Annotated in this window: 24 protein-coding genes and 2 pseudogenes; 11 read left to right on the plus strand and 15 right to left on the minus strand. The window is 51.6% G+C overall.

Going from position 1 to position 22,700, the window contains the following annotated elements; translation table 11 throughout:
• Positions 1-60: 60 nt before the first annotated feature.
• From ACAW87_RS12420 to ACAW87_RS12440, 5 genes and pseudogenes are all read right to left on the minus strand, one after another.
• Positions 61-393 (minus strand): annotated as a pseudogene (locus ACAW87_RS12420) (putative toxin-antitoxin system toxin component, PIN family); the annotation flags it as partial.
• 75 nt (positions 394-468) lie between these two features.
• Positions 469-669, minus strand: coding sequence for a hypothetical protein (locus tag ACAW87_RS12425; RefSeq protein WP_370723713.1), 201 nt, complete (start codon positions 667-669; stop codon positions 469-471).
• 115 nt (positions 670-784) lie between these two features.
• The gene (clpB, locus tag ACAW87_RS12430; RefSeq protein WP_370723714.1) at positions 785-3,436 is read right to left on the minus strand and encodes an ATP-dependent chaperone ClpB; all 2,652 of its coding nucleotides are present in this window, start codon (positions 3,434-3,436) and stop codon (positions 785-787) included.
• A gap of 422 nt (positions 3,437-3,858) precedes the next feature.
• A pseudogene (gene tnpA, locus ACAW87_RS12435) lies at positions 3,859-4,326 on the minus strand (IS200/IS605 family transposase).
• Positions 4,327-4,486: 160 nt separating this feature from the next.
• On the minus strand, positions 4,487-5,113 hold the full coding sequence (locus ACAW87_RS12440) for an LEA type 2 family protein (RefSeq protein WP_370723716.1): 627 nt from the start codon (positions 5,111-5,113) through the stop codon (positions 4,487-4,489).
• Positions 5,114-5,280: 167 nt separating this feature from the next.
• Here ACAW87_RS12440 and ACAW87_RS12445 point away from each other — a divergent pair, with 167 nt between their 5' ends.
• Both ACAW87_RS12445 and crtD read left to right on the plus strand, forming a co-directional pair.
• Positions 5,281-6,147 (plus strand): PE-PGRS family protein, encoded by an 867-nt coding sequence (locus tag ACAW87_RS12445; protein WP_370723717.1) that lies wholly within the window; start codon positions 5,281-5,283, stop codon positions 6,145-6,147.
• Positions 6,148-7,659 (plus strand): 1-hydroxycarotenoid 3,4-desaturase CrtD, encoded by a 1,512-nt coding sequence (gene crtD / locus ACAW87_RS12450; protein ID WP_370723718.1) that lies wholly within the window; start codon positions 6,148-6,150, stop codon positions 7,657-7,659. It begins immediately after the preceding gene.
• Between the two features lie 20 nt (positions 7,660-7,679).
• Here crtD and ACAW87_RS12455 read toward each other — a convergent pair whose 3' ends face one another.
• Complete coding sequence (locus ACAW87_RS12455; protein WP_370723719.1) at positions 7,680-8,369, minus strand: NUDIX hydrolase; 690 nt, start codon at positions 8,367-8,369, stop codon at positions 7,680-7,682.
• Between the two features lie 113 nt (positions 8,370-8,482).
• On the opposite strand from ACAW87_RS12455, the gene ACAW87_RS12460 reads away from it, so the two are divergent.
• The gene (locus ACAW87_RS12460) at positions 8,483-9,772 is read left to right on the plus strand and encodes a hemolysin family protein (RefSeq protein ID WP_370723720.1); all 1,290 of its coding nucleotides are present in this window, start codon (positions 8,483-8,485) and stop codon (positions 9,770-9,772) included.
• A gap of 4 nt (positions 9,773-9,776) precedes the next feature.
• Here ACAW87_RS12460 and mobA read toward each other — a convergent pair whose 3' ends face one another.
• Positions 9,777-10,376, minus strand: coding sequence for a molybdenum cofactor guanylyltransferase (gene mobA / locus ACAW87_RS12465; protein WP_370723721.1), 600 nt, complete (start codon positions 10,374-10,376; stop codon positions 9,777-9,779).
• Positions 10,366-10,836, minus strand: coding sequence for a cyclic pyranopterin monophosphate synthase MoaC (gene moaC / locus ACAW87_RS12470; RefSeq protein ID WP_370723722.1), 471 nt, complete (start codon positions 10,834-10,836; stop codon positions 10,366-10,368). The genes mobA and moaC overlap by 11 nt, the downstream gene beginning before the upstream one ends.
• 163 nt (positions 10,837-10,999) lie before the next feature.
• Between moaC and ACAW87_RS12475 the strand changes: the two genes are divergently transcribed.
• Together ACAW87_RS12475 and ACAW87_RS12480 are read left to right on the plus strand one after the other, a co-directional pair.
• The gene (locus tag ACAW87_RS12475; protein WP_370723723.1) at positions 11,000-11,635 is read left to right on the plus strand and encodes an MCP four helix bundle domain-containing protein; all 636 of its coding nucleotides are present in this window, start codon (positions 11,000-11,002) and stop codon (positions 11,633-11,635) included.
• A gap of 33 nt (positions 11,636-11,668) precedes the next feature.
• The gene (locus tag ACAW87_RS12480; protein ID WP_370723724.1) at positions 11,669-12,394 is read left to right on the plus strand and encodes a glucosamine-6-phosphate deaminase; all 726 of its coding nucleotides are present in this window, start codon (positions 11,669-11,671) and stop codon (positions 12,392-12,394) included.
• A gap of 32 nt (positions 12,395-12,426) precedes the next feature.
• Here ACAW87_RS12480 and ACAW87_RS12485 read toward each other — a convergent pair whose 3' ends face one another.
• Entirely contained in the window at positions 12,427-13,638 is a 1,212-nt protein-coding gene (locus ACAW87_RS12485) for an acyl-CoA dehydrogenase family protein (RefSeq protein ID WP_370723725.1), read from the minus strand.
• 152 nt (positions 13,639-13,790) lie between these two features.
• Here ACAW87_RS12485 and ACAW87_RS12490 point away from each other — a divergent pair, with 152 nt between their 5' ends.
• Genes ACAW87_RS12490 through ACAW87_RS12505 form a run of 4 tightly spaced genes read left to right on the plus strand, consistent with a single transcriptional unit; the run spans position 13,791 to position 16,876 of the window.
• Positions 13,791-15,383, plus strand: a complete 1,593-nt coding sequence (locus ACAW87_RS12490) for an NAD(P)/FAD-dependent oxidoreductase (protein ID WP_370723726.1) — start codon at positions 13,791-13,793, stop codon at positions 15,381-15,383.
• Positions 15,384-15,415: 32 nt separating this feature from the next.
• Positions 15,416-15,586 carry a hypothetical protein gene (locus tag ACAW87_RS12495; protein WP_370723727.1) on the plus strand — a complete coding sequence of 57 codons (171 nt, stop codon included), beginning with the start codon at positions 15,416-15,418 and terminating at the stop codon, positions 15,584-15,586.
• Positions 15,587-15,625: 39 nt separating this feature from the next.
• Positions 15,626-15,991, plus strand: coding sequence for a DUF1801 domain-containing protein (locus ACAW87_RS12500; protein ID WP_370723728.1), 366 nt, complete (start codon positions 15,626-15,628; stop codon positions 15,989-15,991).
• A gap of 18 nt (positions 15,992-16,009) precedes the next feature.
• Positions 16,010-16,876 carry an alpha/beta fold hydrolase gene (locus tag ACAW87_RS12505; protein WP_370723729.1) on the plus strand — a complete coding sequence of 289 codons (867 nt, stop codon included), beginning with the start codon at positions 16,010-16,012 and terminating at the stop codon, positions 16,874-16,876.
• Positions 16,877-16,903: 27 nt separating this feature from the next.
• Here ACAW87_RS12505 and ACAW87_RS12510 read toward each other — a convergent pair whose 3' ends face one another.
• From ACAW87_RS12510 to ACAW87_RS12520, 3 genes are all read right to left on the minus strand, one after another.
• Positions 16,904-17,659 (minus strand): hypothetical protein, encoded by a 756-nt coding sequence (locus ACAW87_RS12510; protein ID WP_370723730.1) that lies wholly within the window; start codon positions 17,657-17,659, stop codon positions 16,904-16,906.
• Between the two features lie 103 nt (positions 17,660-17,762).
• Positions 17,763-18,266, minus strand: a complete 504-nt coding sequence (locus ACAW87_RS12515) for a GbsR/MarR family transcriptional regulator (RefSeq protein ID WP_370723731.1) — start codon at positions 18,264-18,266, stop codon at positions 17,763-17,765.
• 80 nt (positions 18,267-18,346) lie between these two features.
• Positions 18,347-19,009, minus strand: a complete 663-nt coding sequence (locus tag ACAW87_RS12520; protein WP_370723732.1) for a nitroreductase family protein — start codon at positions 19,007-19,009, stop codon at positions 18,347-18,349.
• Between the two features lie 123 nt (positions 19,010-19,132).
• On the opposite strand from ACAW87_RS12520, the gene ACAW87_RS12525 reads away from it, so the two are divergent.
• Positions 19,133-19,759 (plus strand): NUDIX hydrolase, encoded by a 627-nt coding sequence (locus tag ACAW87_RS12525; protein ID WP_370723733.1) that lies wholly within the window; start codon positions 19,133-19,135, stop codon positions 19,757-19,759.
• A 113-nt stretch (positions 19,760-19,872) separates the two neighbouring features.
• On the opposite strand, the gene ACAW87_RS12530 is transcribed toward ACAW87_RS12525, so the two are convergent.
• Positions 19,873-20,406, minus strand: coding sequence for a DUF8685 domain-containing protein (locus ACAW87_RS12530; protein WP_370723734.1), 534 nt, complete (start codon positions 20,404-20,406; stop codon positions 19,873-19,875).
• 235 nt (positions 20,407-20,641) lie between these two features.
• On the opposite strand from ACAW87_RS12530, the gene ACAW87_RS12535 reads away from it, so the two are divergent.
• Positions 20,642-21,814, plus strand: coding sequence for an aminotransferase class V-fold PLP-dependent enzyme (locus ACAW87_RS12535; protein ID WP_370723735.1), 1,173 nt, complete (start codon positions 20,642-20,644; stop codon positions 21,812-21,814).
• A 97-nt stretch (positions 21,815-21,911) separates the two neighbouring features.
• Here the strand turns inward: ACAW87_RS12535 and ACAW87_RS12540 are convergent, their stop codons facing one another.
• Positions 21,912-22,118, minus strand: a complete 207-nt coding sequence (locus ACAW87_RS12540; RefSeq protein WP_370723736.1) for a hypothetical protein — start codon at positions 22,116-22,118, stop codon at positions 21,912-21,914.
• Complete coding sequence (locus ACAW87_RS12545) at positions 22,115-22,618, minus strand: SixA phosphatase family protein (RefSeq protein ID WP_370723737.1); 504 nt, start codon at positions 22,616-22,618, stop codon at positions 22,115-22,117. The genes ACAW87_RS12540 and ACAW87_RS12545 overlap by 4 nt, the downstream gene beginning before the upstream one ends.
• Positions 22,619-22,700 lie beyond the last annotated feature (82 nt).

Raw genomic sequence — 22,700 nt, forward strand, 5'->3', positions numbered from 1 at the left:
TGGCTTCGTGGCCGGTTTTCGTCTTCGTACCAACGATGACTTTTTTTGGGTACGTTCTTCTTAAAGCAGCGGTAAGATGTGCAAAAATTGTCCCATTGTAAGAATAGCAGTCGATTCAAACGTACCTAGCGATAGTAAATCATCATCACCGGTAATCAGAAAATCGGCTTGGCAGGCTACCGATATGCCTAATAGATAATCATCATCGGGATCACGGGATGTAGCGGGAGTAGGCGCAGGAGTAACTCGCTTCATAAATAATTGCGCAAGCAACATGAAGCGTTTAGCTTGAGCGGGTGTAATTTTTCTGGCAAACTTCTTTCTGCTGATTACACCTTCAAACTCAAGAATCAGCTCGTTTGAATAGTGCTTTTTAAGCGGGAATTCCGCAAAATACGGTAGTAAACGGTTCGCCGCGAGTTGCTGCTAATGCAGGCTGATACAAACCAAGTAGCATCGAGTACAACCCTAATTTTTCTTTTTGCGGGCATTCCGGTATGCTTTTACCTCCTTCATAATTAAAGACATGCTTATTTCCTCATCAGGCAGTTCACGATCTAACTCATCAAACAACACATCGGCCATTTGAGTCTGCAACTTTTTTACTATCAGTATTTTATCCTTCGCAGGAAAACTGTTGAAAGTATTTATAAACTCTGTGCGTGTCATCTGTAATAAGGCCCTCCAACGAAGATACATCTCGCATTACAAAAACAAAATGGTCTGGCCGCTTTGCCAAGCAACCAGACCATGTAAACTTAAATCAGATATAATCTGGCTAGAATCAGTCTAACACCGGCACTACCTTATCGAGGTTGTAGAAGATGATGTCTTCGTGGCCGGTTTCGTCTTCATTCATCATCATACCAACGATGGCATTTTTCTGGATGCGACCCGACAGTATTTCCTTCGAGAGCGCATTTAGAATCCGGCGCTGCATGACGCGTTTCAGCGGACGGGCACCAAAAACGGGGTCGTAGCCTTCGCGAGCGATGAAATCGAGCACTTCAGGGTCGGCTTCCAAGACCATTCCCTGCTCGGCCAAACGGCTCTGAATCTGCCTGAACTGGATATCCATGATCTTGCGGATCTCCCGTTTCGTGAGCGGCTGGAACATCACCAGTTCATCGATCCGGTTCAGGAACTCGGGGCGGACCGTTTGTTTCAGTAACTCAAACACCTCCTCCTTTGTCGAGTCGATGACCTGATCCCGATTCTCGGCGGTAATATCGCTGAATCGTTCACGGATGATCTGCGAACCAATGTTCGAGGTCATGATGATGATCGTGTTCTTGAAATTGGCTACGCGACCTTTATTATCGGTCAGGCGGCCATCATCGAGCACTTGCAGCAGAATATTGAACACATCCGGGTGCGCCTTTTCAATCTCATCCAGCAAAATTACGCTGTAGGGTTTCCGGCGAACGGCTTCCGTCAACTGACCACCTTCGTCATAACCGACGTACCCAGGAGGTGCCCCAATCAGACGACTCACGGCGTGGCGCTCCTGATATTCGCTCATATCGATGCGGACCAGCGCGTTTTCGTCGTTAAACAGAAAATCGGCCAGAGCGCGGGCGAGTTCGGTTTTACCGACGCCCGTTGTTCCCAGGAAAATGAATGAACCAATCGGTCGCTTGGGGTCCTGCATACCGGCACGGCTTCGGCGAACGGCATCGGCCACCACTTCAATGGCTTCTTCCTGCCCCGCCACACGTTTCCCCAACTCGGCTTCCAGCAACAGCAGTTTATCACGTTCCGACTGCACCATGCGGCTCATCGGAATACCCGTCCACTTGGCCACCACTTCGGCAATATCGTCGGCGGTCACTTCTTCCTGCATCATCCGATCAGTACTATCTGCGTTATTAGCTGCCTGCGTAGCCGTGTTTAGCTTTGCTTCCAGTTCAGGAATCCGTCCATAGCGTATTTCGGCCACTTTCCCGTAATCACCGGCGCGTTCGGCCTGCTCAGCTTCAAGACGTAGCTGATCGAGTTGCTCTTTAGCGGTGCGACTTTCGTTGACCGACGCTTTTTCGGTTTCCCATTTGGCCCGCAGTTCATTCCGTTCGTCGCTCAGGTCAGCAATCTGCTTGTTCAGCAACGTCTCTTTATCGCGGTCGTTTTCGCGGCGAATGGCCTCGCGCTCAATTTCCAGCTGCATAATACGCCGGTTCAACTCGTCGAGTTCTTCAGGGACAGAATCCATTTCAAGCCGTAGTTTGGCAGCCGCTTCATCCATCAGATCAATGGCTTTATCAGGCAGGAAACGATCGCTGATATAACGGTTCGAAAGTTCAACGGCAGCAATAACCGCGTCGTCTTTAATGCGTACACCGTGATGCAACTCGTACTTGTCCTTGATTCCACGAAGAATGGAAATGGCATCAGGTACGTCGGGCTCGTCGACGATAACCGCCTGGAAACGACGCTCCAGCGCCTTGTCTTTCTCGATATACTTCTGGTATTCTTTCAGCGTGGTGGCACCAATGGCGTGCAGTTCACCACGAGCCAAGGCTGGTTTTAGCAGGTTGGCGGCATCCATAGCGCCTTCTCCGCTGCCGCCAGCTCCCACCAGCGTATGAATTTCGTCGATAAACAGGATGATCTCTCCTTCTGAATCGGTCACTTCTTTGATGACCGATTTCAAACGTTCTTCAAACTCACCCTTGTATTTGGCACCAGCCACCAGCAACCCCATATCGAGCGATACAATGACCTTCGATTTCAGGTTTTCAGGTACGTCGCCCTGTACAATGCGTTGGGCCAGCCCTTCCACAATGGCGGTTTTACCAACCCCCGGCTCACCAAGCAGAATCGGGTTGTTTTTGGTACGGCGGCTCAGAATCTGAAGCACCCGCCGAATCTCTTCATCACGGCCAATCACCGGGTCTATTTTCCCCGCGCTGGCTCGTTCGTTGAGGTTGATGCTGTAGCGTTCCAGCGACTGGTACGTCGCCTCTGCATTTTGATTTTTCACAGGATTATTTTTACCCCGGAGGGCCTTAATAGCGTCTTTCAGCGTTTTTTCAGAAAAGCCGACATCTTTCATCAACGTGGCAACGGCGTCTTTACCGCCAACCAGCCCAAGCAACATTAGTTCGACGCTCACGTAATCATCGCCAAACTCTTTCAGAAAGCTGGTGGCCCGTTGCAGCGCGGTATTCAGGTCACCACCAAGGTAGATCCCCTGCTGCGGATCACCGCTCACGACCACTTTCGGGTAACCGGATACAATGGCATTCAGTGCCAGATTCAACCGGCTGATGTCGGTACCGACTGACTTGGCCAGGTAACCGACCGTGTTGGGGTCTTCGTCGAGAATGGCTTTCAGCACGTGGCCCGTTTCAACGGCTTGTTGCTGATTACCCTGCGCAATCTGGGCCGCCTGTTGCACGACCTCCTGCGCTTTTATGGTGTAATTTTTAAAGTCCATGGTTTAGTAGAATGCTGTTATCTACTACTAAACAAATCTTGAGCCGAGCTGTTTTTACGGTCAAAATGGCTGAAAATGGCTTTTTCAGGCTGGTCATTACGCCAGAATGGCATTTGTGATAGTTATCTTAATAATGAAAGATCAGGAAGTGAACTCACTTCGCAACCCCGTCAGGGGTGTCCTGTCAATAGCACACCCAACGTTCGCTATCTATCCAAGCACTGTAAGAGCGGCCTAATACCGGCGAAAAGGCATAGGTCACCCCTACCGGGGCTTTGGGATACGGCCAACATCTACCGAGCTATTGATAGGTTACCCCTAACGGGGCTCCGGGATGTGCCGAACGGATATCGGGCTATTGATAGGTCGCCTCTAGCGGGGTTAATTGTTACGGCGTACTGGTCATGATTTACTCTCGAAGATTACACAACCTCCTCGTAGAACTCGAATAAGTATCTCGTATCATAAGGCACGTCGAACCGATCTAAAAAGGCGATGTACTCTTCTTTAAATGTGCGTTTACGGTGATGTGCTTCTTGATTCAATACGTACTGAATCACATCCTTAACCTGCGATTGGCCATACGTGAATGCACCATATCCCTCCTGCCATTGAAACGTTTTGCACCAACCTTTTTCTTTAATAAAGCCCGACGAGGACGCCTTCACATCCCGTATTAAGTCAGAGATAGTGAGCGTTGGGCCAAACCCGATAAATAGATGGGTATGGTCTCCCATGCAATAGATGGCCAATACTTTTCCATTTCACTTCTGAACAATACCACTCATATATGCCTGAAGTTCATCCTTGTATGCTTTACGAATCAAATTCTGGCGGCCTTTTACCGCAAACACAAATTGGACATACAGTTGCGTATAGGTGTTGGGCATCGCGATGACGTTTAGCTAGAATATAAGCACACCCAAAGGTAAGTATCTCGTTATAATCCTATTCACCAATAAACAAAAGCGCCACCCTGCAAAAGCAAAGCGGCGCTGTCCAATATTCGACTGACTACTAATCAGAGAGATAGAGATTCTCCAATCACGACTAACTTCCCATCAACATCTTGCCTGTCAGGTCCTGCTCGATGGTAATAAATCCGGGATAATTCACGGCTTTGTTGAACATATCGATAGTGGGCTTGATCTTAATGGTCACTTTAGTAGGTGTACCCGACTGATCGCCGCTCAGGTTACGCAGTACATTGGTAAACGCATCGCGGGTAGTTGGATCTGTCAGTAAATCGTAGGCATTTGTGCGTAGATGAACCGGCACAATCGTTTTGCCACCTGCTGCGGGTACTTCAATGCGCTGATTGATGAACCCGTTAGCCAGTTCTTTTCCCGCCAGCAATACCTGATACTGCAACTGGTTCAGCCCGGCCGATTTGGTAGTCGGGTTCGTAATCTCCAGGTTTATTTTGGCGCCGAACGGAATGTTACGGGTCAGCAAACCAGCCGCCAAACGCGGGTACTTGATGGGATTGAAATCTTCCAGTTTGCGAATGTTCCGAAACTCACGCACATCATAGCCAGCCACCAGCATACTGTCGGCCGAAACGATGTTGTATTTGCAATCGCCCAGGGCTTTCGCCTGACTGATCTGACGGCTTACACCGCATTGATAAAAAATAGCCGGCAGAGCCAGCAGCGCAAAAAGCACGATTTTCTTCATAATTAAATCCGTGTCAACGGTAGAGATGCTATACTGGTTAGAGCAAAAAACGACGTTTAAGGTTTAAAAGACAGTGAATATCTATCAGTATACCTAGATTCCATAACTAAGCTACCCTGATTGTGGTTGAAACTAACGTCTTTTGCATCAAAATCACCAATCACTTCATGATTCGCAGTTTCATACTCTCCGTTCTTTTCATCCCACTTGTTGCCTGCGAGGATCCGTCTGTCAAACCGGTTCAGTTCAGTACCGAACCCACGATGACAGCTATCGACGCCGACCAGATCAACGAAGTATCGGGCATCGCCGACAGCCGCAGCATGCCAGGTACGTTGTGGGTACAGCAGGATGGTGGCAATCCGGCAGAACTGACGTTACTTGGCCACGACGGGCGGATACGGGGAATGATTCCCGTACCAAATAGCTCGAACCGGGATTGGGAAGACATGACCCTTGGTCCCGGCCCACAGGCCAATGTCAACTACCTCTACATTGGCGATATTGGTGATAACAACGCGCAGTATGGCCAATACACCATTTACCGCCTGCCCGAGCCTAAAAACATCACCGATATACCCGCCCCCGCTGAGCGTATCAATTTTAGCTATCCCGATGGGCCGCGCGATGCCGAGACCCTGCTGATTGACCCACAAACCCGCGATTTGTACATTGTCTCGAAACGGGAAGCGAAGGTACACCTCTACCGACTGGCTTACCCCCAAAGCACGACCGAGCAGACAACCGCCGAATTGCTGGGCGAACTGCCGTTTACGTTTGTCACAGGCGGCGCTTTTTCGCCCGATGGGTCAGAAATCGTGATACGTACCTACACCAACATTTTTTACTGGAGTCGTAAAAGCGGTCAGTCTGTAGCCGATGCCATGCAACGCACAGCAGCCCGCGATTTGCCCTACCGTCTGGAGCCACAAGGCGAATCCATCTGTTTCGATCGCGAAAACAAGGGATACTTTACCCTGAGCGAGAAAGCAAACGGGATCAACCCCACCCTTAATTACTACCTGAGGCGGTAAATGAAAGCAGCCATAATTGGAGCGGGTATTGCTGGCATTGCCACCTCTATTCGCTTGGCCGTGAAGGGATACGAAGTCGACGTTTTCGAGGCCAACGCGTATCCCGGTGGCAAGTTGTCAACGTTCGATGGTCGATCTGCCACAGGCGGTGTTTACCGGTTCGATGCGGGTCCTTCGCTGTTTACCATGCCCGAACTGGTCGATGATCTTTTTCGGCTCGCAGGACGTAATCCCGCTGATTATTTTGAGTATATCCGGCTCGATGAGACCTGTCGCTATTTCTGGGACGATGGTACGCGGCTCACGGCATGGGCCAACCACGACCGGTTTGCGCAGGAAGTAGAAACGGTGCTGGGCGAACCCGGTCAGCACCTGCTGGATCAACTGGCCGACAGCGCGTTGAAATACGACATTACCGAAAAGCTTTTCCTGCAAAAGTCGCTGCATAAAGTGAGCACCTGGGTTGGCCCTGACGCCTGGCGTGGTTACCTGAACTTGCCCAAGCTAGGCGTTTTTGGCACCATGAACGCGGCCAACGAACGTCGGTTCAACCATCCCAAACTAGTTCAACTCTTTAATCGTTACGCCACCTACAACGGCTCTGATCCGTACCAAACGCCGGCAACACTGAATATTATTCCGCACCTGGAATACAATATTGGCGCTTTTTTTCCAAAGAAAGGCATGGTGAGCATTACCAACAGTTTGGTAAAACTAGCCGAAGAACTGGGGGTACGTTTCCATTTCAGCACACGGGTAAGCGAGATTGTGACGCAGGAAAAACGCGTGGTTGGCTTGCAAATTATGGACGTGGTCCATGACACTGCAACGCCCTTGCCCCCTGCCCCAAGCCCCCTTCCCTTCGATCTGGTGGTATCGAATATGGACGTAGTGAATGCGTTTCGGAAGTTGTTGCCCAAGGCCCGGCAGCCGGAGCGGATTCTGCGGCAGCCAAAGTCAAGTTCAGGACTGATCTTTTATTGGGGAATTAAGCGTGAGTTTCCGGAGCTGGATCTGCACAATATCTTCTTCAGCAACGATTACCGCACTGAGTTCGATCACCTTTTCCGGCAGCACACGCTTTACCACGACCCAACGATCTATCTCAACATTACGTCTAAACACAAGCCCGATGATGCACCGCCGGGCTGCGAAAACTGGTTTATTCTGCTTAATGCGCCCAACAACACCGGTCAGGATTGGGATACACTTATTGATCAGGCCCGGCAACAGGTGATACAGAAACTAAGCCGCGTGTTAGGCGTAGATGTGGCCCCACTGATTGAAACCGAGAGTATTCTGGACCCGCGTAGCATTGAAGCCCGTACGTCGAGTTCGCAGGGGGCTTTATACGGGAACAGCAGCAACAACCGTTTTGCCGCTTTCCTGCGCCACGCCAACTTCTCGCACGAGTTCGACAACCTGTATTTTGTGGGCGGCAGCGTACATCCCGGTGGCGGTATTCCGCTTTGTTTACTGTCGGCAAAAATCGCCACCGAGATGACCCATTAAATTCACCCTTAAGCCTTTGCTTACGCTTTGGGCTCTTTAACCATCAGGGACTGCTCTACTACGTGGCGGATTGAGCTGAAGGAACCGGCCAACGCGATTTTCGCCTGACGGGGCTCCATAAGCGCCACTTTTTCAATGTTTTCTTCTGCCTGCGGAGCCAGTTTTGAGTCGTCGACCAGGGTCATATTATACCATTTGGTCCGTTTCAGAATGCGGTTTCCGTTGAGGGTGTAAGTGTGGTAGGTGGTGCAGATTTTTTCGCCCAACGACACAATGGCCCCGGTTTCTTCCTCCACTTCACGTACCGCCCCCACTTTCGACGATTCGCCGTCATCGAGTTTACCCTTAGGCAAATCCCAGACGCCCCGGCGGAAAATGAGTAGCATCCGGCCTCCGTGGGTGACCACACCGCCCGCTGCTTTCACCACTTTGTAGAGGCTCTTTATGCGCGACTCCACTGCGTCTTTATCCAGGCATTGCAGCGTTACCGACAGCAAATCGCTGATGTCGGCTTCTTCCAGCAGCCCGATCAGTCGTTCAGACATGGCGGGCGTCGCGTTCAGCAATAACAGATGACCATTGAGCGCGTCGGCCTTTAATGATTCTAAGCGCGCATCGACCACACGGTCAAAGTCGGCTATCTGGGCAAGTTTGTCCCCTTTTTTGGAACCCGTTAGCCGCACTGGGCGGTCGTCGATAAATATGATCATGGAAAGAGAAAAAACGACCTTATAGCCGGAAATCATGCAAAAATAGCGAACCCTTTACCTTTTGCGGCCCCGAATGTTATGCTATTTTTGCACACAGGACAATTGTCTACTACGTGGAGCTACTCATAATTCTGGTGCTGACGATTTTAAACGGCATCTTCTCGATGTCGGAAATAGCGCTGGTATCGTCGCGCCGATCTAAATTGGAAAGTGCCGCCAAGAATGGCGACCGCCGTGCACAGACGGCCCTCGATCTGGCCAACTCACCCAATCGCTTCCTCTCAACCGTTCAGATTGGCATTACGCTGATCGGTATCTTGCTTGGTATTTTTTCCGGCGATAAAATCACGACAGACTTTCAGGCGTGGGTAGAGAAAGTGGAGATTTTGCGGCCTTATTCTTCCAGTATTGCCGTGGTGGGCGTGCTGCTGGCCCTGACCTATACCTCGCTGGTGTTGGGCGAACTGGTACCGAAGCGCATTGGCCTTTCTAACCCCGAAGGTATTGCCAAAACAATGGCGGCGCCGATGGAACTGCTCTCTAAAGCAACATCTCCGTTCATTGCACTGCTCACCTTTTCAAGCGATTTGCTAATTAAACTACTGGGAATCAAGCCTAACGAGAGCGCCGTTACGGAAGAAGAAATTAAAAGCCTGGTGCAGGAAGGCAGTACAGCTGGTGCTATTGAAGAGATCGAGCATGAGATTGTACAGAACGTTTTTCAGCTTGGCGACCGAAAAATCACCTCGCTGATGACCAACCGGCAGAGCATCGTCTACCTTGATCTGGAAGCTGACGTCGCCGAAAACAAAGAGCAGATTTTAGAGTACCGCCACGCCATTTACCCACTCGTCAACGGCAGTGTGGATGAAGTGGTGGGTCTGATTCACTCCAAAGATTTTCTGGGCACCGACCTCGATGTAGAGCTTACCCGCCTTAACGATTTGAAACGGGATGTGCTGTTCTTGCCGGAAAATAACCGAGCCTATCAGGTGCTCGAACGCTTCAGGGAACGTCGACAGTACGCCGGTATTATCGTTGATGAGTACGGTGGTGTGTTGGGTATTGTCACGCTCAACGACATTCTGGACGCGCTTGTCGGCGACATTTCTGACACCAGCGAATTCAATTACGACATCCATCAGCGCGAAGATGGTAGTTACCTGATCGACGCGTCGCTTCCGTTTGATGATTTTCTGTCGCATTTCGACATTAATTTATCAACTCAGGCGCGGCGCGACTTCACCGATTTCGATACACTTGGCGGCTTTGCGTTGCATATTCTGAAAGATATTCCGAAAGAAGGCGAGACGTTCCGCTGGCAATCGTTTGTGTTCGAGATCATCGACATGGACAAGAACCGCATCGATAAAATGCTCGTGCGCAAGCTCGACGTAGAGTAATAGCTCACCCCTGCTTTTGGCTCAAATAGCCTTTCCAGTCATTCACATTCTCGAACACGCGGGCATCAGGTACGTCCAGCAGAGTAGCGGGGTACGTTGACAGAAATCGGCGGGGACTCCGGTTTCCAGCCTTAAACCAGGTACGTAGCACCGGCCCAGCCTGTGGTTCCCACAAACTCACCAATGGCTCAGGGCCTAAGTGGTCAGCCGACCAAAACGCAGTAGCCAACGATTCGGGTTTGCGGTTCGTGATCAACATACGCAACGTACCTAGATCAAGCTTCGGCAGGTCGCAGGGAACGATGAGCCAGGCTACGTCCGGATACGTATCGAATGCCGTCAGCAATCCACCCAACGGTCCCGTTTGTGGATAAGCATCCAGCAGCTTGTTTGGGTAAGTCAGCGCGGCCATCTGCGCTTCATTGACCGCCCAGAAAACCTGCTGGCAGCTTGCTACTAACAGATCAGTCAGATACTCGCGTTGAGGTTTTCCGTGGTAATCAAGCGCCGATTTATCCTGTCCCATCCGCGTACTTTGCCCACCCATCAGCACCAGACCATACACAGCTGGTTTCGCCTCAGGTACGTTGTTGCTACTCCTCATGCCGGAAATCGCGTTTTCCGCCCGTTTTTTCCAGCAAGCGTGTTTCACGAATGACAATGTCGTGCGAGAGGGCTTTGCACATGTCATAAACAGTCAGGGCCGCCACCGATGCCCCTACCAACGCCTCCATTTCTACGCCCGTTTTGCCTTCTACCGACACCGAACACTCAATCACCACATCGGCCCCCTCAACGCGAATATCGAACGAACAACTGTCGAGGCCGAGTGAATGGCAGAGGGGAATCAGATCGTCGGTGCGCTTGGCAGCCATCGTGCCAGCAATGCGGGCCGTTTGAAAAACCGGGCCTTTACGGGTTTGAATATCGCCCGATTCGAGGTGTTGCAAAATGGTATCGCCCAGCGTAACCAGACTACGAGCTTTCGCCGTACGTTTAGAAACCGACTTGGCCCCCACGTTGACCATAGCGGGGTTGCCTTCGGGAGTAAGATGAGTAAGCATATAGGTATTGTGTAATAAAAGAGTCAATTGATACCGACAAAAGTAAGTCTGCCGTTGGCGAATAGTTTCGTTTTGCAACAGGATACCAGCCAGAGGACAACCGCCGTCTTATTGTTCGAGATCTTTTTACGTACTAAATAGCAACTATAAGCCCGTTTGTCACATGAAACAACTACCCGAAAACCGTTCGCGTTTACAACTCACCTTGTTGGTAGTTAGTCTGCTGGGACTGATTCTGACCAGTATTTTCCTTAATCGTCGTAGCATTCACCAGGTTCAGGAAACGTCAGTTTCTATCTACAAAGATCGATTGATACCGACTGCAATCATCACCCGGTTAACGGCGAAGATTTACCAGAAACGGCTGTTGCTCGAACCCTACATGCTGGGCAAAACCAATCCGGATGCTAAACTCATCGAGACAACGCTGAGCGGCGTCAATGATCAGATCGACTCGTTGCTGACAGAATTTGAGCACACCCGGCTAACTTCCCACGAAGCAGATCAACTAACGCTGCTAAAGCAGCGACTGGCCACCTATAATCAGTTGGAAAAAGAGCTTACAACGAATCTGGCCAACCTTCCCAAGGCACAGCAAGTTTTGTTTGCCGGCAATGGGTACACCACATTCAATCAGGTTGCGCAAACGCTGACTGAGTTGTCTGCCGTACAATTGACAGTCGGAGAAGAGTTATTAAACGAGTCAAGAGGTCAAACCAAGTACATTTATGTGTTAACCGCCCTGCAAATTGCGCTTGTCTTCATTGTCGGGTTTAGTCTGTTCTGGCATCGGTTTTAATTAAATAGCCCCCTATCCAATACATTTACGAGTATGAACCTACGCACCTTTGCCGACTACGACAGCCTATCAACGCACGCTGCTCAACATATTGCTGAAACTGTGCGGCAAAAGCCCAATGCAGTTCTCTGCCTGGCTTCGGGCGCAACCCCGGCGGGGACTTACCAACTCCTGGCTGATCAGGTACGTTCCGGTACGCTGGATCTGAGTCAATGTCATTTTGTTGGCCTCGACGAGTGGGTTGGTTTCGGCCCGGAAGACGCTGGTGGTTGTGCCTATTTCCTGTACCGTGATCTGTTTAAGCCCGCCCAAATTCGTCCGGACCAGATTACGTATTTCGATGCCACATCGAGCGACCTTCAGGCCGAGTGCCAGCGTATTGATCGGGCAATCGGCGCATTTGGCGGGCTTGATCTGATTCTGGTGGGCATAGGCGAAAATGGCCATATAGCGTTGAATGAGCCAGGTACGTCATTCAAGCTACGTTCGCACGTGGTTAAACTGGCCGAATCGACAATTACGGTTGGGCAAAAATATTTTACGCAGGAAACAACCATCGACAGGGGTATTACACTTGGCTTAGAGCATTTGGCAGAGGCCCGCGACATCATCTTGATGGCTAGCGGCCCCCGTAAAGCCAACGCCATCAAAGAGGCTATCCGCGGTCCGATTACCGAAGAGTGCCCCGCCAGTATTTTTCAGGCATTGCCATCGGCGCATGTGTGGCTGGATGCTGAGGCAGCCGGTGCATTACGATAGCTTAGCATAGCTTTCGTCGACAAGTAACGTACCTACTTGAAAGCCGAGATACCAGTTATTTCGGCCCCCATAATGAGCAGGTGAATATCATGCGTGCCTTCGTAGGTAACCACCGATTCAAGATTCATCATATGGCGCATGATCGGGTAATCGCCTACAATACCCATACCGCCCAGAATTTGCCGACACTCGCGGGCTACGCGCAGGGCCATGGCTACGTTGTCGCGCTTGGCCATCGAGATTTGCGCCGTTGTGGCCGATCCGCCGTTTTTCAACGTACCCAGCCGCCAGCAAACCAGTTGCGCTTTGGTAATATCGGTAAGCATTTCAGCTAATTTCTTCTGAATCAACTGAAAACCAGAAATAGGTTTATCGAACTGAATGCGTTCGCCAGCATACTTACGGGCTGTTTCGTAACAATCCATAGCGGCACCAACCGCTCCCCAGGCAATGCCATACCGCGCCTGATCGAGGCAATCGAGGGGCGCTCTCAGGCCACTGGCATCGGGCAACATCTGGCTCTTGGGCACCTTCACATCGTGAAAAACGAGTTCGCCCGTGCGGCTGGCTCGCAACGACCATTTCCGCTCAATTTCGTTGGTAGTGAAGCCCTCCATGCCTTTTTCGAGCAACAACCCCTTAATTTTTCCCTGCTCATTTTTGGCCCAAACCACTGCCAGATCAGCAATGGGGCCGTTGGTAATCCAGAGTTTCGAGCCGTTGAGCAGGTAATAGTCGCTCCGTTCGATGAAGTTCGTCTGCATGCCGCCGGGGTTCGAGCCGTAGTTAGCTTCGGTGAGGCCAAAACAACCAATTAACTCTCCTTTGGCCAGACGAGGCAGGTATTTCTCTTTTTGCTCGTCAGACCCGTATGTCAAAATCGGGTACATGGTCAGCGAATTATGCACCGATACCGTTGAGCGCATGCCCGAATCACCGCGTTCGATTTCCTGCAAGATCAGCCCCGACGCAATGTGATCAAGTCCGCCGCCGCCATATTCTGTAGGGATGGTTGCTCCAAAAGCCCCAATCTGGGCAAACTTCTGAATCATATGCGCCGGGAACTCACACCGTTGTGCATAGTCGTCGATGATCGGCGTAATCTCCCGTTTCACAAAATCGCGCATGGCCGAACGTACCAGTTTCTGCTCGGCCGTGAGCAGGTCATCGATCAGGTAAAAATCGGGCGACTCAAACGAGTCAGCTTTCAATCGGGTCGAGGTCGGAACAGTTTGTGGTTGCATATCGGGGTAACGTCTAAAGAGGAAGGCTTGTTACGTTTTGCACTTGTTTTGACGGCTACCTCACCGGCAATAACCGCACAGCACAGCGTTCAACGCCACCAATTTCGTAAATTTGCGTCATACGTTGCCGGATAAACACTGGCCATACTTTCATGATTCACTCTCTTTCACTGACCCTGTCGCCTGAACAGGGACTTGACGAAGCCACATTTCGCGCCTTCGTTCTCCGCCAGCTACAACTTCCCGATACGTCCGATGTGGTCGTGCGCAAGCGCCGACAGTCGATCGATTCGCGGGGTAGGCAAACCAAAGTGCATATCGACGTTGATGTGTACGCGGGCGAAACACCGCCGCCACAGATTCGGCACGGGCTAACGTACCCGGATGTGCGCCGGGCGAAGTCGGTGGTGATCGTTGGTGCGGGTCCGGCCGGACTTTTTGCGGCACTTCGGTTGATTGAGTTGGGGATGAAACCTATTGTACTCGAACGCGGCTCTGACGTACGGGCGCGGCGGCGCGATCTGGCCGCGATTAACAAAGACCACATCGTAAACCCGGAGTCGAACTACTGTTTCGGCGAAGGCGGCGCAGGTACGTATTCCGATGGAAAGCTCTACACCCGATCGAGCAAACGCGGCGATATTCGGCGAATTCTAGAGATTCTGGTTGCCCACGGCGCGACCGATCAGATACTGGTCGATGCCCATCCGCACATTGGCACCAACAAACTGCCCGGCGTGGTAACGGCCCTTCGCGAAAGCATTTTAGGTGCTGGTGGCGAAGTCCATTTCGACACCAAAGTAATCGACCTCATCCTCGAGGGCGGGCAACTACGCGGTGTTGTAACCGCCGATGGGCGCGAATACACAGGCGAAGGCGTGATTCTGGCAACGGGCCATTCGGCCCGCGACATGTTTCATTTATTACATAAACGGGGCGTACTCATCGAGGCGAAGCCTTTCGCAATGGGAGTACGTATCGAGCATCAACAATCGCTGATCGACAACCTGCAATATCATCTTGGCCATACGCCCAGCCGGGGCGACTACCTACCCGCTGCTTCGTACAGTTTGGTGACGCAAACCAAATTTGGGGGCGTCGAGCGGGGTGTTTTCTCGTTCTGCATGTGCCCCGGCGGGTTCATCGTTCCCTCGGCAACTGCCCCCGGCGAACTGGTCGTCAACGGTATGTCGCCCTCGCGTCGAGACTCAAAGTTTGCCAATTCGGGCCTGGTTGTGGCCATTACCGACGCCGACCTGAAACCTTATGCAGAACACGGCCCGCTGGCAGGCTTGATGTTGCAACAGGCGGTGGAGCAACGCGCTTGCCAGCTAGCCACCGCGGAAGATGGCTCTCTGTCGCAACGGGCACCAGCCCAACGCGTCGCCGATTTCGTGGATGGACGGGTGTCTGCCTCCTTACTGCCTACCTCCTACCAACCGGGTCTGATATCGGTGGATATGCGCGATGTGCTGCCCGCTCATATTGCCCAGCCATTGCGGCAAGGATTGCGTGATTTCGGGCAGAAAATGCGTGGGTACGTTAGCAACGAAGCTCAACTGATCGGAATCGAGAGCCGCACCTCTTCGCCCGTTCGCATCCCCCGCGATCGCACTACCTGCGAACACGTTCAGGTACGTCGGTTATTTCCGTGCGGCGAAGGGGCGGGTTACGCCGGTGGTATTGTCTCCGCCGCTATGGATGGCGAACGCTGTGCCGACGAGCTGGCGAAACTCTATGCGTAGGTGGCCAGTGGCTCGCCAACTGGCGTTTGTTCATGAAAGCTATTTCTGTTGCAAACCTGCTGTATTGTGGCCTAACAGCCGGACTAGTCGTCGGGTACTTTGCTCAACTAACAAGGCTGGGAATTGCCTATTTTATGCTCGAAATTGGGGTTGTTTGTGTGCTGGTTTCCGTTGAGCGACGGGCTATTGCACTGATCGATTAAAGACGTGCCCGTTTCCGACCAGACAATGAGTTAACCCACATGAAGAACCTGGATGACTTTTACAGCAATCAGTCAGAGCCTGTACAAAGCTGCCTGTTGGCGCTTCGGCAACTTATTCTGGCGCAACACCCTGCACTGACCCCTGCCTGGAAGTGGAACCTCCCCTTTTTCGACTACAAGGGACGCATGCTCTTTTACCTGTCACCGAGCCATAAGAAACTCAACCTCCCCTACCTCGCCGTGACCAACGGCAACGAACTGCCCCACCCCGACCTGCTGGCTGAAGGCCGTACGCGCATCAGGATTCTACCCATCGATCCCGAGCAGGATCTCCCCGTAACGTTGATTCAGGAAATTGTGCAGCAGGCAATTGAGCAACGCGATGCACCCGCAAGAGTTGGTTGATAGATAGGCACTAAGGTTATGCAGACACGCTTCATCGACACCAATGGTGTTCGGCTTCACGTTATGGAAAAAGGGCCCTCCGATGGACCGCTGGTTATCCTGCTGCACGGCTTTCCAGAGTTTTGGTATGGCTGGAAAGCCCAGATCGACGCGCTGGCCCAAGCCGGGTTCAGGGTGTGGGCACCCGATCAGCGCGGCTATAACCTGAGCGACAAACCCGTTGGCATCCAGGCCTATACTATCGATAAGCTGGTTGCCGATATGATTGGCCTGATCGATGCCGCCGGGCGGGATAAAGCCACCGTGATCGGGCACGATTGGGGCGCAGTAGTGGCCTGGTGGCTAGGCGCAACGTACCCACACCGCCTGAACAGGCTCGTCTGCCTGAACGTCCCCCACTACGCGGTGATGCTCCGCTTTCTCCGCCAAAGTCCGCGTCAGTTGCTGCACAGCTGGTACGCCGGCTTTTTTCAGATTCCGTGGTTGCCCGAATGGCTTGCCGAACGGGATAACTGGCGGTTGATGACGCGCACTCTGCAACGAAGCAGCCGTTCAGGTACGTTTGCCGAAGCCGATCTGACCATGTATCGGACTGCCTGGTCGCAAACCGGCCCTACAGGCAATACCGCTTTCAAGACGATGGTAAACTGGTACCGGGCGTTAGCCCAACATCGTCCTCCCCTACCCGCCAATGAACAAATCACCGTACCAACGCTTCTGATCTGGGGCGCGAAAGATGCTTTCCTCATTCGAGACATGGCGCAACCCAGCATTGACTTATGCCCAGATGGTCGACTGGTCTTCATTGAAACGGCCACCCACTGGGTGCAGCATGAAGAGCCTGACCTGGTCAATAAACTATTGATCGATTTTCTGGCAGAATGACCGGAGATCAATTATCAGTACTTCCTGCTAACCAAGAAGCGCGAAGACTACGAATGGAAGGTTCAGGTAGCTGGGTAGTTGCATGACGCGAAGGCGTACGCCGTGTTGCCAGACCATAATGGCACTGCCCAGCATCAGCAGCGCAGGTACATCGAACGCTACTCCAGCAGTTTTGATAACACCCCCAATCAGGAGGCTCACACCCAAATGGCCGATGTAATCCAGGCAGTTAGCCAACCTGAATTGCGAGGAATGCCGGATAATCACCGCTGCCGTCAGACCAATCTGCCCCGCCAGAATAGCCATCGCGGTTGAATCAAACTGGTCAACGGTTCCCAGGTGCATAAGGACTACCCCGGCATAGAGAAGAACCAGAAAAACAATCCGATAGGCGGCATTGAAATCTGGTGTAAGGTCCATGATGTGCTGACGTTCGGCCGGCACCGGGTACATGATACGGCGATTATAAGAAATGAAGGCGTAAAGCTGACGAGCCAATTCAAACAGTACCGTTTTGCGGACAAACTTCGTGAAGCGGGGCCAGGCCTCTCCCAATACGGTCAGAATGGCATCGACGCCGTAGTGGGCTTCGCCGGTTTCCAGATCGAGCAACGGAATCTCGTGCCGTCGTCGCACCGGGTCGAGGCGATCAATCAGTGCTTTATCGGTCAGATCTGTACTCGGCTTGCGGGACTGAGCCGGTAACGCACCAGCCACAACCATTCCTTTCGTATATACCCTGCACATAGGGCAATCGGCATCATAAATCAAGACCTTGTTCATGGCAAATTAGATTTAACTAATTTAATTTTCAGAAATAATTGAAAATAAGTAACCTTAAAAAAGCCACCCATTTGTGGCCTGCATCAAGACGTCCCTACCCTGTTCATCGGGAAAATAGCTTAACAAAATTAGTCAGCAGCCAGGTTTCTTCCGCTTTTAACGCAGCGCCGGCTGTTGCATCCGCGAACGTGGCTACCCGACTGATGTTTGCGATCACTTTTGTAAACTCAACGGCTTCCGGCGAATCGGCATTTATTGCTTTTAGTTCATCGAGCACCTCTAATACCGGGGCTATCTCGCGGCGACGGCGTTCCTTCACAACCTGCCTTGCTACCTTCCAGATGTCTTTTTCGGCGAAAAAGAACTCACGCCGCTCACCCGTTTTCAGTTGCTTGAACACGAGCCCCCAATCCATCAGGTCGCGGATGTTCATGTTGGCATTGCCACGCGAGATCTGCAACTCGGCCATGATTGCATCGGTATCCAGCGAAGTTGGCGAGATCATCAGCAAGGCGTGAATCTGCGCCATCGTGCGGTTAATGCCCCACTGCGTTGCCAGGGTACCCCAGGTCTGAATGAACTTGTCTTTTGCCTCCGTGAATTCCATGAACCAAATGTATATCTGATTTTTTAATTTTCAATAATTACTGAAAATTAAAATACACTACCGATCCTGACTAGTTCGCTTTATACGTCTGACTCATACCAAACAATAACCTCACCAGCCGTTTTACGCTGAATGTCGGGTACGTGGGCATCTGTTGCCGGATAGCCAATGGGTATGAGCAGAAATGGCTTTTCGTTCGCGGGTCTACCCAGCAGTTTTGTCAGGAAATCCATCGGGCTCGGCGTATGCGTCAAGGCCACTAATCCCGCGTGATGAACGGCGGTTAGCAGAAGCCCACAGGCCAGTCCAACTGATTCGTTGACATAATAATTCTGTCGTTTCTGATCACCCCTTAATTCATAGGAACGCCGGAAAACAATGATCAGATAGGGCGCTGTTTCCAGAAATGGTTTTTGCCAATCGGTACCAAGCGGAGCCAGATCTTCGAGCCACTCGACCGACATTCGTCCGCTGTAACTTCGCTTTTCTTCTACTTCAGCGGCCGCCCGAATCTGCCGTTTCAGCGTTGGATTACTAACCACACAGAAAGTCCACGGTTGTTTGTTAGCCCCCGACGGCGCAGTCGATGCCGTCATAATCAAATTCTCGACAACGGCCCGTGGCACAGGGCGATCCGAAAAATCGCGGACAGATCGACGGGCATTCAGGTCTTGATAAAATGCCTCGCTACGCTGATGTAACTCCTGGTTGGTAGGATCAAAAACGGGTTTATACGGTATCATTCAACAAAATAAGGAGATTATGAGGTGCATCGGCGGCATGGCGTGGTCTGTTTATGAACGAATTGTTACCTTTGAAAAGGCTAGATCCACACTTCTGAAAACACGGCTTACCGTTTAACCCGAATGCCTTATCAACCTTTTGTTGAGTTGACCGACCATCTTCGTCAACGCCTTCAGGAATCGTTACCGGGCGAAACGGCTCATCGTACCATGGCCTCTACAGCCCGTACCAAGCTTGGCATTCGACCCAATGAACGTACCCGACGCAGTGCCGTACTGATTTTGTTCTACCCCTATCAGAATGAAATTTACCTGCCGCTCATTCTGCGTCCGCAATATGACGGTGTGCATGCTGGGCAAATGGCCTTTCCGGGCGGGCGAGCTGAACGAACCGACCGCGACTTAATACAGACAGCTCTTCGCGAAGCACAGGAAGAAATTGGCATCAAAGTGCAGGACGTAACGGTATTGGGGCTACTCACTGAATTGTTCATTCCACCCAGCAACTTCTACGTGCAACCGGTAGTAGGCGTCATGACCTCCCGGCCCGATTTTTACCCCGACCCACGCGAGGTCGATGCCGTCGTTGAAGTCAGCCTGACCACGTTGCTGGATACAACCATCGTGGGCGATAGTCAGATCGAAGTGCGCGGTGTCACCGTGGATGCCCCTTTCTACGACATTCAGGGCCACCGCGTTTGGGGAGCCACCGCCATGATGATCGCTGAGCTATTGGCGGTGATGAAATGAAATTTTAAGTCCAAAGTCTAACGTTCAAGGTCCAATGTTGCTCCGCTGACAATCGAATGCTGAGTCAGCGGAGCAACATTGGACCTTGAACGTTAGACTTTGGACTTAAAATTTCATACATCTGCCCCGCTTTTCTCCCCGACGAAGCTTTGTTCGGGGTGTTTGAACAGGAGATTGAAAGAGGTTAAACTGCCGTAGATTCGGGTGATGTACTGCTGGATGCTTACTTTTTCTTCGTCGTTAAGGTCACTGGCGTTCACGCGTTGCTCGAGCACGCGCAGCCGATCGCGCACCATCACGATCTTGTGAAAAAAGGCATCGATCGGCATTTCTTTGCTGGCAAGATCTGTTCGGCCGGGTTTCATAATCAGCTTCCCTCCTTTCCACTTATCACCGAGCGGTACGATTTCAGTAAGTCCGCCCCACTTCTGCAACACCCGCGATAGGGCCTGCTCCACATCGAAAAGGCTAACCAAATCGCCATCGGGCTCAATGGCTTCTATAATCTCATAAGAGGCTGTAAAGGCGAGTACCTTCACTCCTTCATCCATGAAGGTGACAGTGTAGCCGTTGCTTTTCAGGTTAATAATTACGCCATGTCCAAATTCTGAATGACGTATACGGGAGCCAATACCGAGTAGTTGCATGTTATTGATGGGTGCGCGGATTAGTGTGATGGATAATGGGTACGCGGATTTAAAGGAATTTAAACCGATTGACGCGGATTTGGATTTAAGCGGATTCATAGCCAGAAGCGAAGCAAATCCCTTTAAATCCAGAAATCCGCGTCAATCGGTTTAAATCCCCTTAATCCGCGTACCCAAAGAAAATCCGCGTACTATAATTCATCATAATTACTGTGCCAAAGTGCTAACTTCCCTTATGATTCAGCAACAACTTGATCTTTCCTGTCAGCGCAATCAGTATACGTACCCGGCTGATGTGCATTACCTCAATTGCGCCACACGTGCCCCACTCAGCAAAGCCGTTACCCAAGCGGGGTTCGATGCGCTGCAACTGCAAACCAACCCAATGGGGTTGACGCCCGATGATTTTTTCAGTGGTGGCGTAATCGTTCGCGAGTTATTCGCCCAACTTATCAGTCAACCCGACCCTGATCGTATTGCTCTTATTCCGTCTATCTCCTATGGTATGGCGGTGGTGGCCCGTAACCTACCCAACAAACCCGGCTTGCGGGCAGGGCAACGAATTGTATTGATTGGCAGCGAGTTTCCGTCGGATGTGTATGCCTGGGATCGGGTCAGTGCCGATGAGCAACTGGTGATTCACACCGTTGACATGCCCGCTTTGTTACCCGCTGCCGAAGCATGGAACGAAGCTATTCTGGCCGCTATTACGGCAGACACGGCTCTGGTAGTGGCTCCCATGATTCACTGGATGTACGGAACCCGGTTCGACCTGGAAGCGATTGGTCAACGCTGCCGCGAGGTGGGCGCCTGGCTGGCCGTTGATGGAACGCAAAGTGTTGGAGCCATGCCGTTCGACTGGCAAGCTATCCAGCCCGACGCGCTTGTCTGCGCCAGCTACAAATGGCTGATGGGCCCCTATTCGATGGGCTTAGCTTGCTATGGCCCAGCGTTTGATGAGGGAATTCCGCTGGAAGAGGCCTGGATGAATCGGCTAAACAGCAATCAGTTTCACCGGTTGGCTGAGTATCAGCCTGTTTACCTCCCCGGCGCGTACCGCTACAATGTGGGTGAGCATACGCACTTCACGCAAATGCCTATGCTGGAAACAGCTCTTCGCCAGATTCTTGATTACCAGCCCGAACGCATTCAGCGCTATTGCCAGAACCTGATGGCCGACGCATTGCCAGCACTGGAAGCCCTTGGTTATCAGATTGAACCAGAAAACGGCCGTGCCCATCACTTATTGGGCGTATGGGTTCCCGAAAAAGTGGATTCGATGGCGCTATCGAAGGTGTTACAAGCTAATAACGTGTCGGTGTCAGCTCGTGGCCGCGCCATCCGCGTGTCGCCAAACGTATATAATTCAAGAGCCGACGTGCAGGCGTTGGTGGAAGCATTAAGGTAGTTTGTGGTTTGTCGTTTGAGGTTTGTAGTTGCGCTGCTTACCTACGAAATTGACACGTAGCAACGCAACTACAAACCTCAAACGACAAACCACAAACTTATTTTTCCCTCGCTACTGAATCCAGCCCGGTTGTGTCGATGAGGAGTGATTTATCTTCGACGCGGTTTCCGGGGAGGGCGCGGGAGGCTTGTTTTTTCCGGTTCCAGGGTGCCGTAGTACGACTCGCCATGTCGACGGTGAGCATGACAACGATCAGCGTGAAAGCGATAAAAATGATGATAAAAATACGGCGGTTGCGGTTCATTGCTTCAGGAGTTCTTTCGGAGTAACGTAGAACTGCAGGAAACCCGTTCGTCCCGACACTTCGGCCCAATGCAGGTTTTCGAACGTAATCGCCGCCACACTCCCTTTACTCATAGAACCCACATCCTGATGGGTCAGGTATTCCGAGAAGTACGACACATCTGGGTTATGGCCAAACAGCATCACCGATTCGCAGGAATCAGGCAAGCTATTGATGGCGGCTAAATACGCTTTGGGGCCACCTTCAAACAGTTTTTCGTCGAGTTCAATGGTGTCGGGAGCCAGTCCAAGTTGCTCGGCAATAACCTTTGCTGTGTCTTTAGCCCGATTGGCGGTACTACTGATGAGCCGGGTGGTCGTAACTCCCTTTTCGGCAAGATACCGACCAATCCGTGCCGCCGCCATGATACCTTCCGGCAGCAGATCGCGGTCATGATCGCTCATAAAGCTAGCCCGGTCTTCTGCCTTAGCATGCCGGACAACGTATAAAGTACGCTTCATAATTGGGAATTAAGGATTGAGAGATGAGAGGCAAGAAGCAAGAGACAAGAGTACTTCGCTCTTGCGCAAACTGTATTGTCGG

Source organism: Fibrella aquatica, from assembly GCF_041321135.1.
GTDB classification, from domain to species: Bacteria; Bacteroidota; Bacteroidia; order Cytophagales; family Spirosomataceae; genus Fibrella; species Fibrella aquatica.

What these genes read in the sequence shown, in the direction of transcription:
- ACAW87_RS12425 (WP_370723713.1), bottom strand. Translation starts at nt 669, where the DNA reads ATGACACGCACAGAGTTTATAAATACTTTCAACAGTTTTCCTGCGAAG.
- clpB (WP_370723714.1), bottom strand. Translation starts at nt 3,436, where the DNA reads ATGGACTTTAAAAATTACACCATAAAAGCGCAGGAGGTCGTGCAACAG.
- ACAW87_RS12440 (WP_370723716.1), bottom strand. Translation starts at nt 5,113, where the DNA reads ATGAAGAAAATCGTGCTTTTTGCGCTGCTGGCTCTGCCGGCTATTTTT.
- ACAW87_RS12445 (WP_370723717.1), top strand. Translation starts at nt 5,281, where the DNA reads ATGATTCGCAGTTTCATACTCTCCGTTCTTTTCATCCCACTTGTTGCC.
- crtD (WP_370723718.1), top strand. Translation starts at nt 6,148, where the DNA reads ATGAAAGCAGCCATAATTGGAGCGGGTATTGCTGGCATTGCCACCTCT.
- ACAW87_RS12455 (WP_370723719.1), bottom strand. Translation starts at nt 8,369, where the DNA reads ATGATCATATTTATCGACGACCGCCCAGTGCGGCTAACGGGTTCCAAA.
- mobA (WP_370723721.1), bottom strand. Translation starts at nt 10,376, where the DNA reads ATGAGGAGTAGCAACAACGTACCTGAGGCGAAACCAGCTGTGTATGGT.
- moaC (WP_370723722.1), bottom strand. Translation starts at nt 10,836, where the DNA reads ATGCTTACTCATCTTACTCCCGAAGGCAACCCCGCTATGGTCAACGTG.
- ACAW87_RS12475 (WP_370723723.1), top strand. Translation starts at nt 11,000, where the DNA reads ATGAAACAACTACCCGAAAACCGTTCGCGTTTACAACTCACCTTGTTG.
- ACAW87_RS12480 (WP_370723724.1), top strand. Translation starts at nt 11,669, where the DNA reads ATGAACCTACGCACCTTTGCCGACTACGACAGCCTATCAACGCACGCT.
- ACAW87_RS12485 (WP_370723725.1), bottom strand. Translation starts at nt 13,638, where the DNA reads ATGCAACCACAAACTGTTCCGACCTCGACCCGATTGAAAGCTGACTCG.
- ACAW87_RS12490 (WP_370723726.1), top strand. Translation starts at nt 13,791, where the DNA reads ATGATTCACTCTCTTTCACTGACCCTGTCGCCTGAACAGGGACTTGAC.
- ACAW87_RS12495 (WP_370723727.1), top strand. Translation starts at nt 15,416, where the DNA reads ATGAAAGCTATTTCTGTTGCAAACCTGCTGTATTGTGGCCTAACAGCC.
- ACAW87_RS12500 (WP_370723728.1), top strand. Translation starts at nt 15,626, where the DNA reads ATGAAGAACCTGGATGACTTTTACAGCAATCAGTCAGAGCCTGTACAA.
- ACAW87_RS12505 (WP_370723729.1), top strand. Translation starts at nt 16,010, where the DNA reads ATGCAGACACGCTTCATCGACACCAATGGTGTTCGGCTTCACGTTATG.
- ACAW87_RS12510 (WP_370723730.1), bottom strand. Translation starts at nt 17,659, where the DNA reads ATGAACAAGGTCTTGATTTATGATGCCGATTGCCCTATGTGCAGGGTA.
- ACAW87_RS12515 (WP_370723731.1), bottom strand. Translation starts at nt 18,266, where the DNA reads ATGGAATTCACGGAGGCAAAAGACAAGTTCATTCAGACCTGGGGTACC.
- ACAW87_RS12520 (WP_370723732.1), bottom strand. Translation starts at nt 19,009, where the DNA reads ATGATACCGTATAAACCCGTTTTTGATCCTACCAACCAGGAGTTACAT.
- ACAW87_RS12525 (WP_370723733.1), top strand. Translation starts at nt 19,133, where the DNA reads ATGCCTTATCAACCTTTTGTTGAGTTGACCGACCATCTTCGTCAACGC.
- ACAW87_RS12530 (WP_370723734.1), bottom strand. Translation starts at nt 20,406, where the DNA reads ATGCAACTACTCGGTATTGGCTCCCGTATACGTCATTCAGAATTTGGA.
- ACAW87_RS12535 (WP_370723735.1), top strand. Translation starts at nt 20,642, where the DNA reads ATGATTCAGCAACAACTTGATCTTTCCTGTCAGCGCAATCAGTATACG.
- ACAW87_RS12540 (WP_370723736.1), bottom strand. Translation starts at nt 22,118, where the DNA reads ATGAACCGCAACCGCCGTATTTTTATCATCATTTTTATCGCTTTCACG.
- ACAW87_RS12545 (WP_370723737.1), bottom strand. Translation starts at nt 22,618, where the DNA reads ATGAAGCGTACTTTATACGTTGTCCGGCATGCTAAGGCAGAAGACCGG.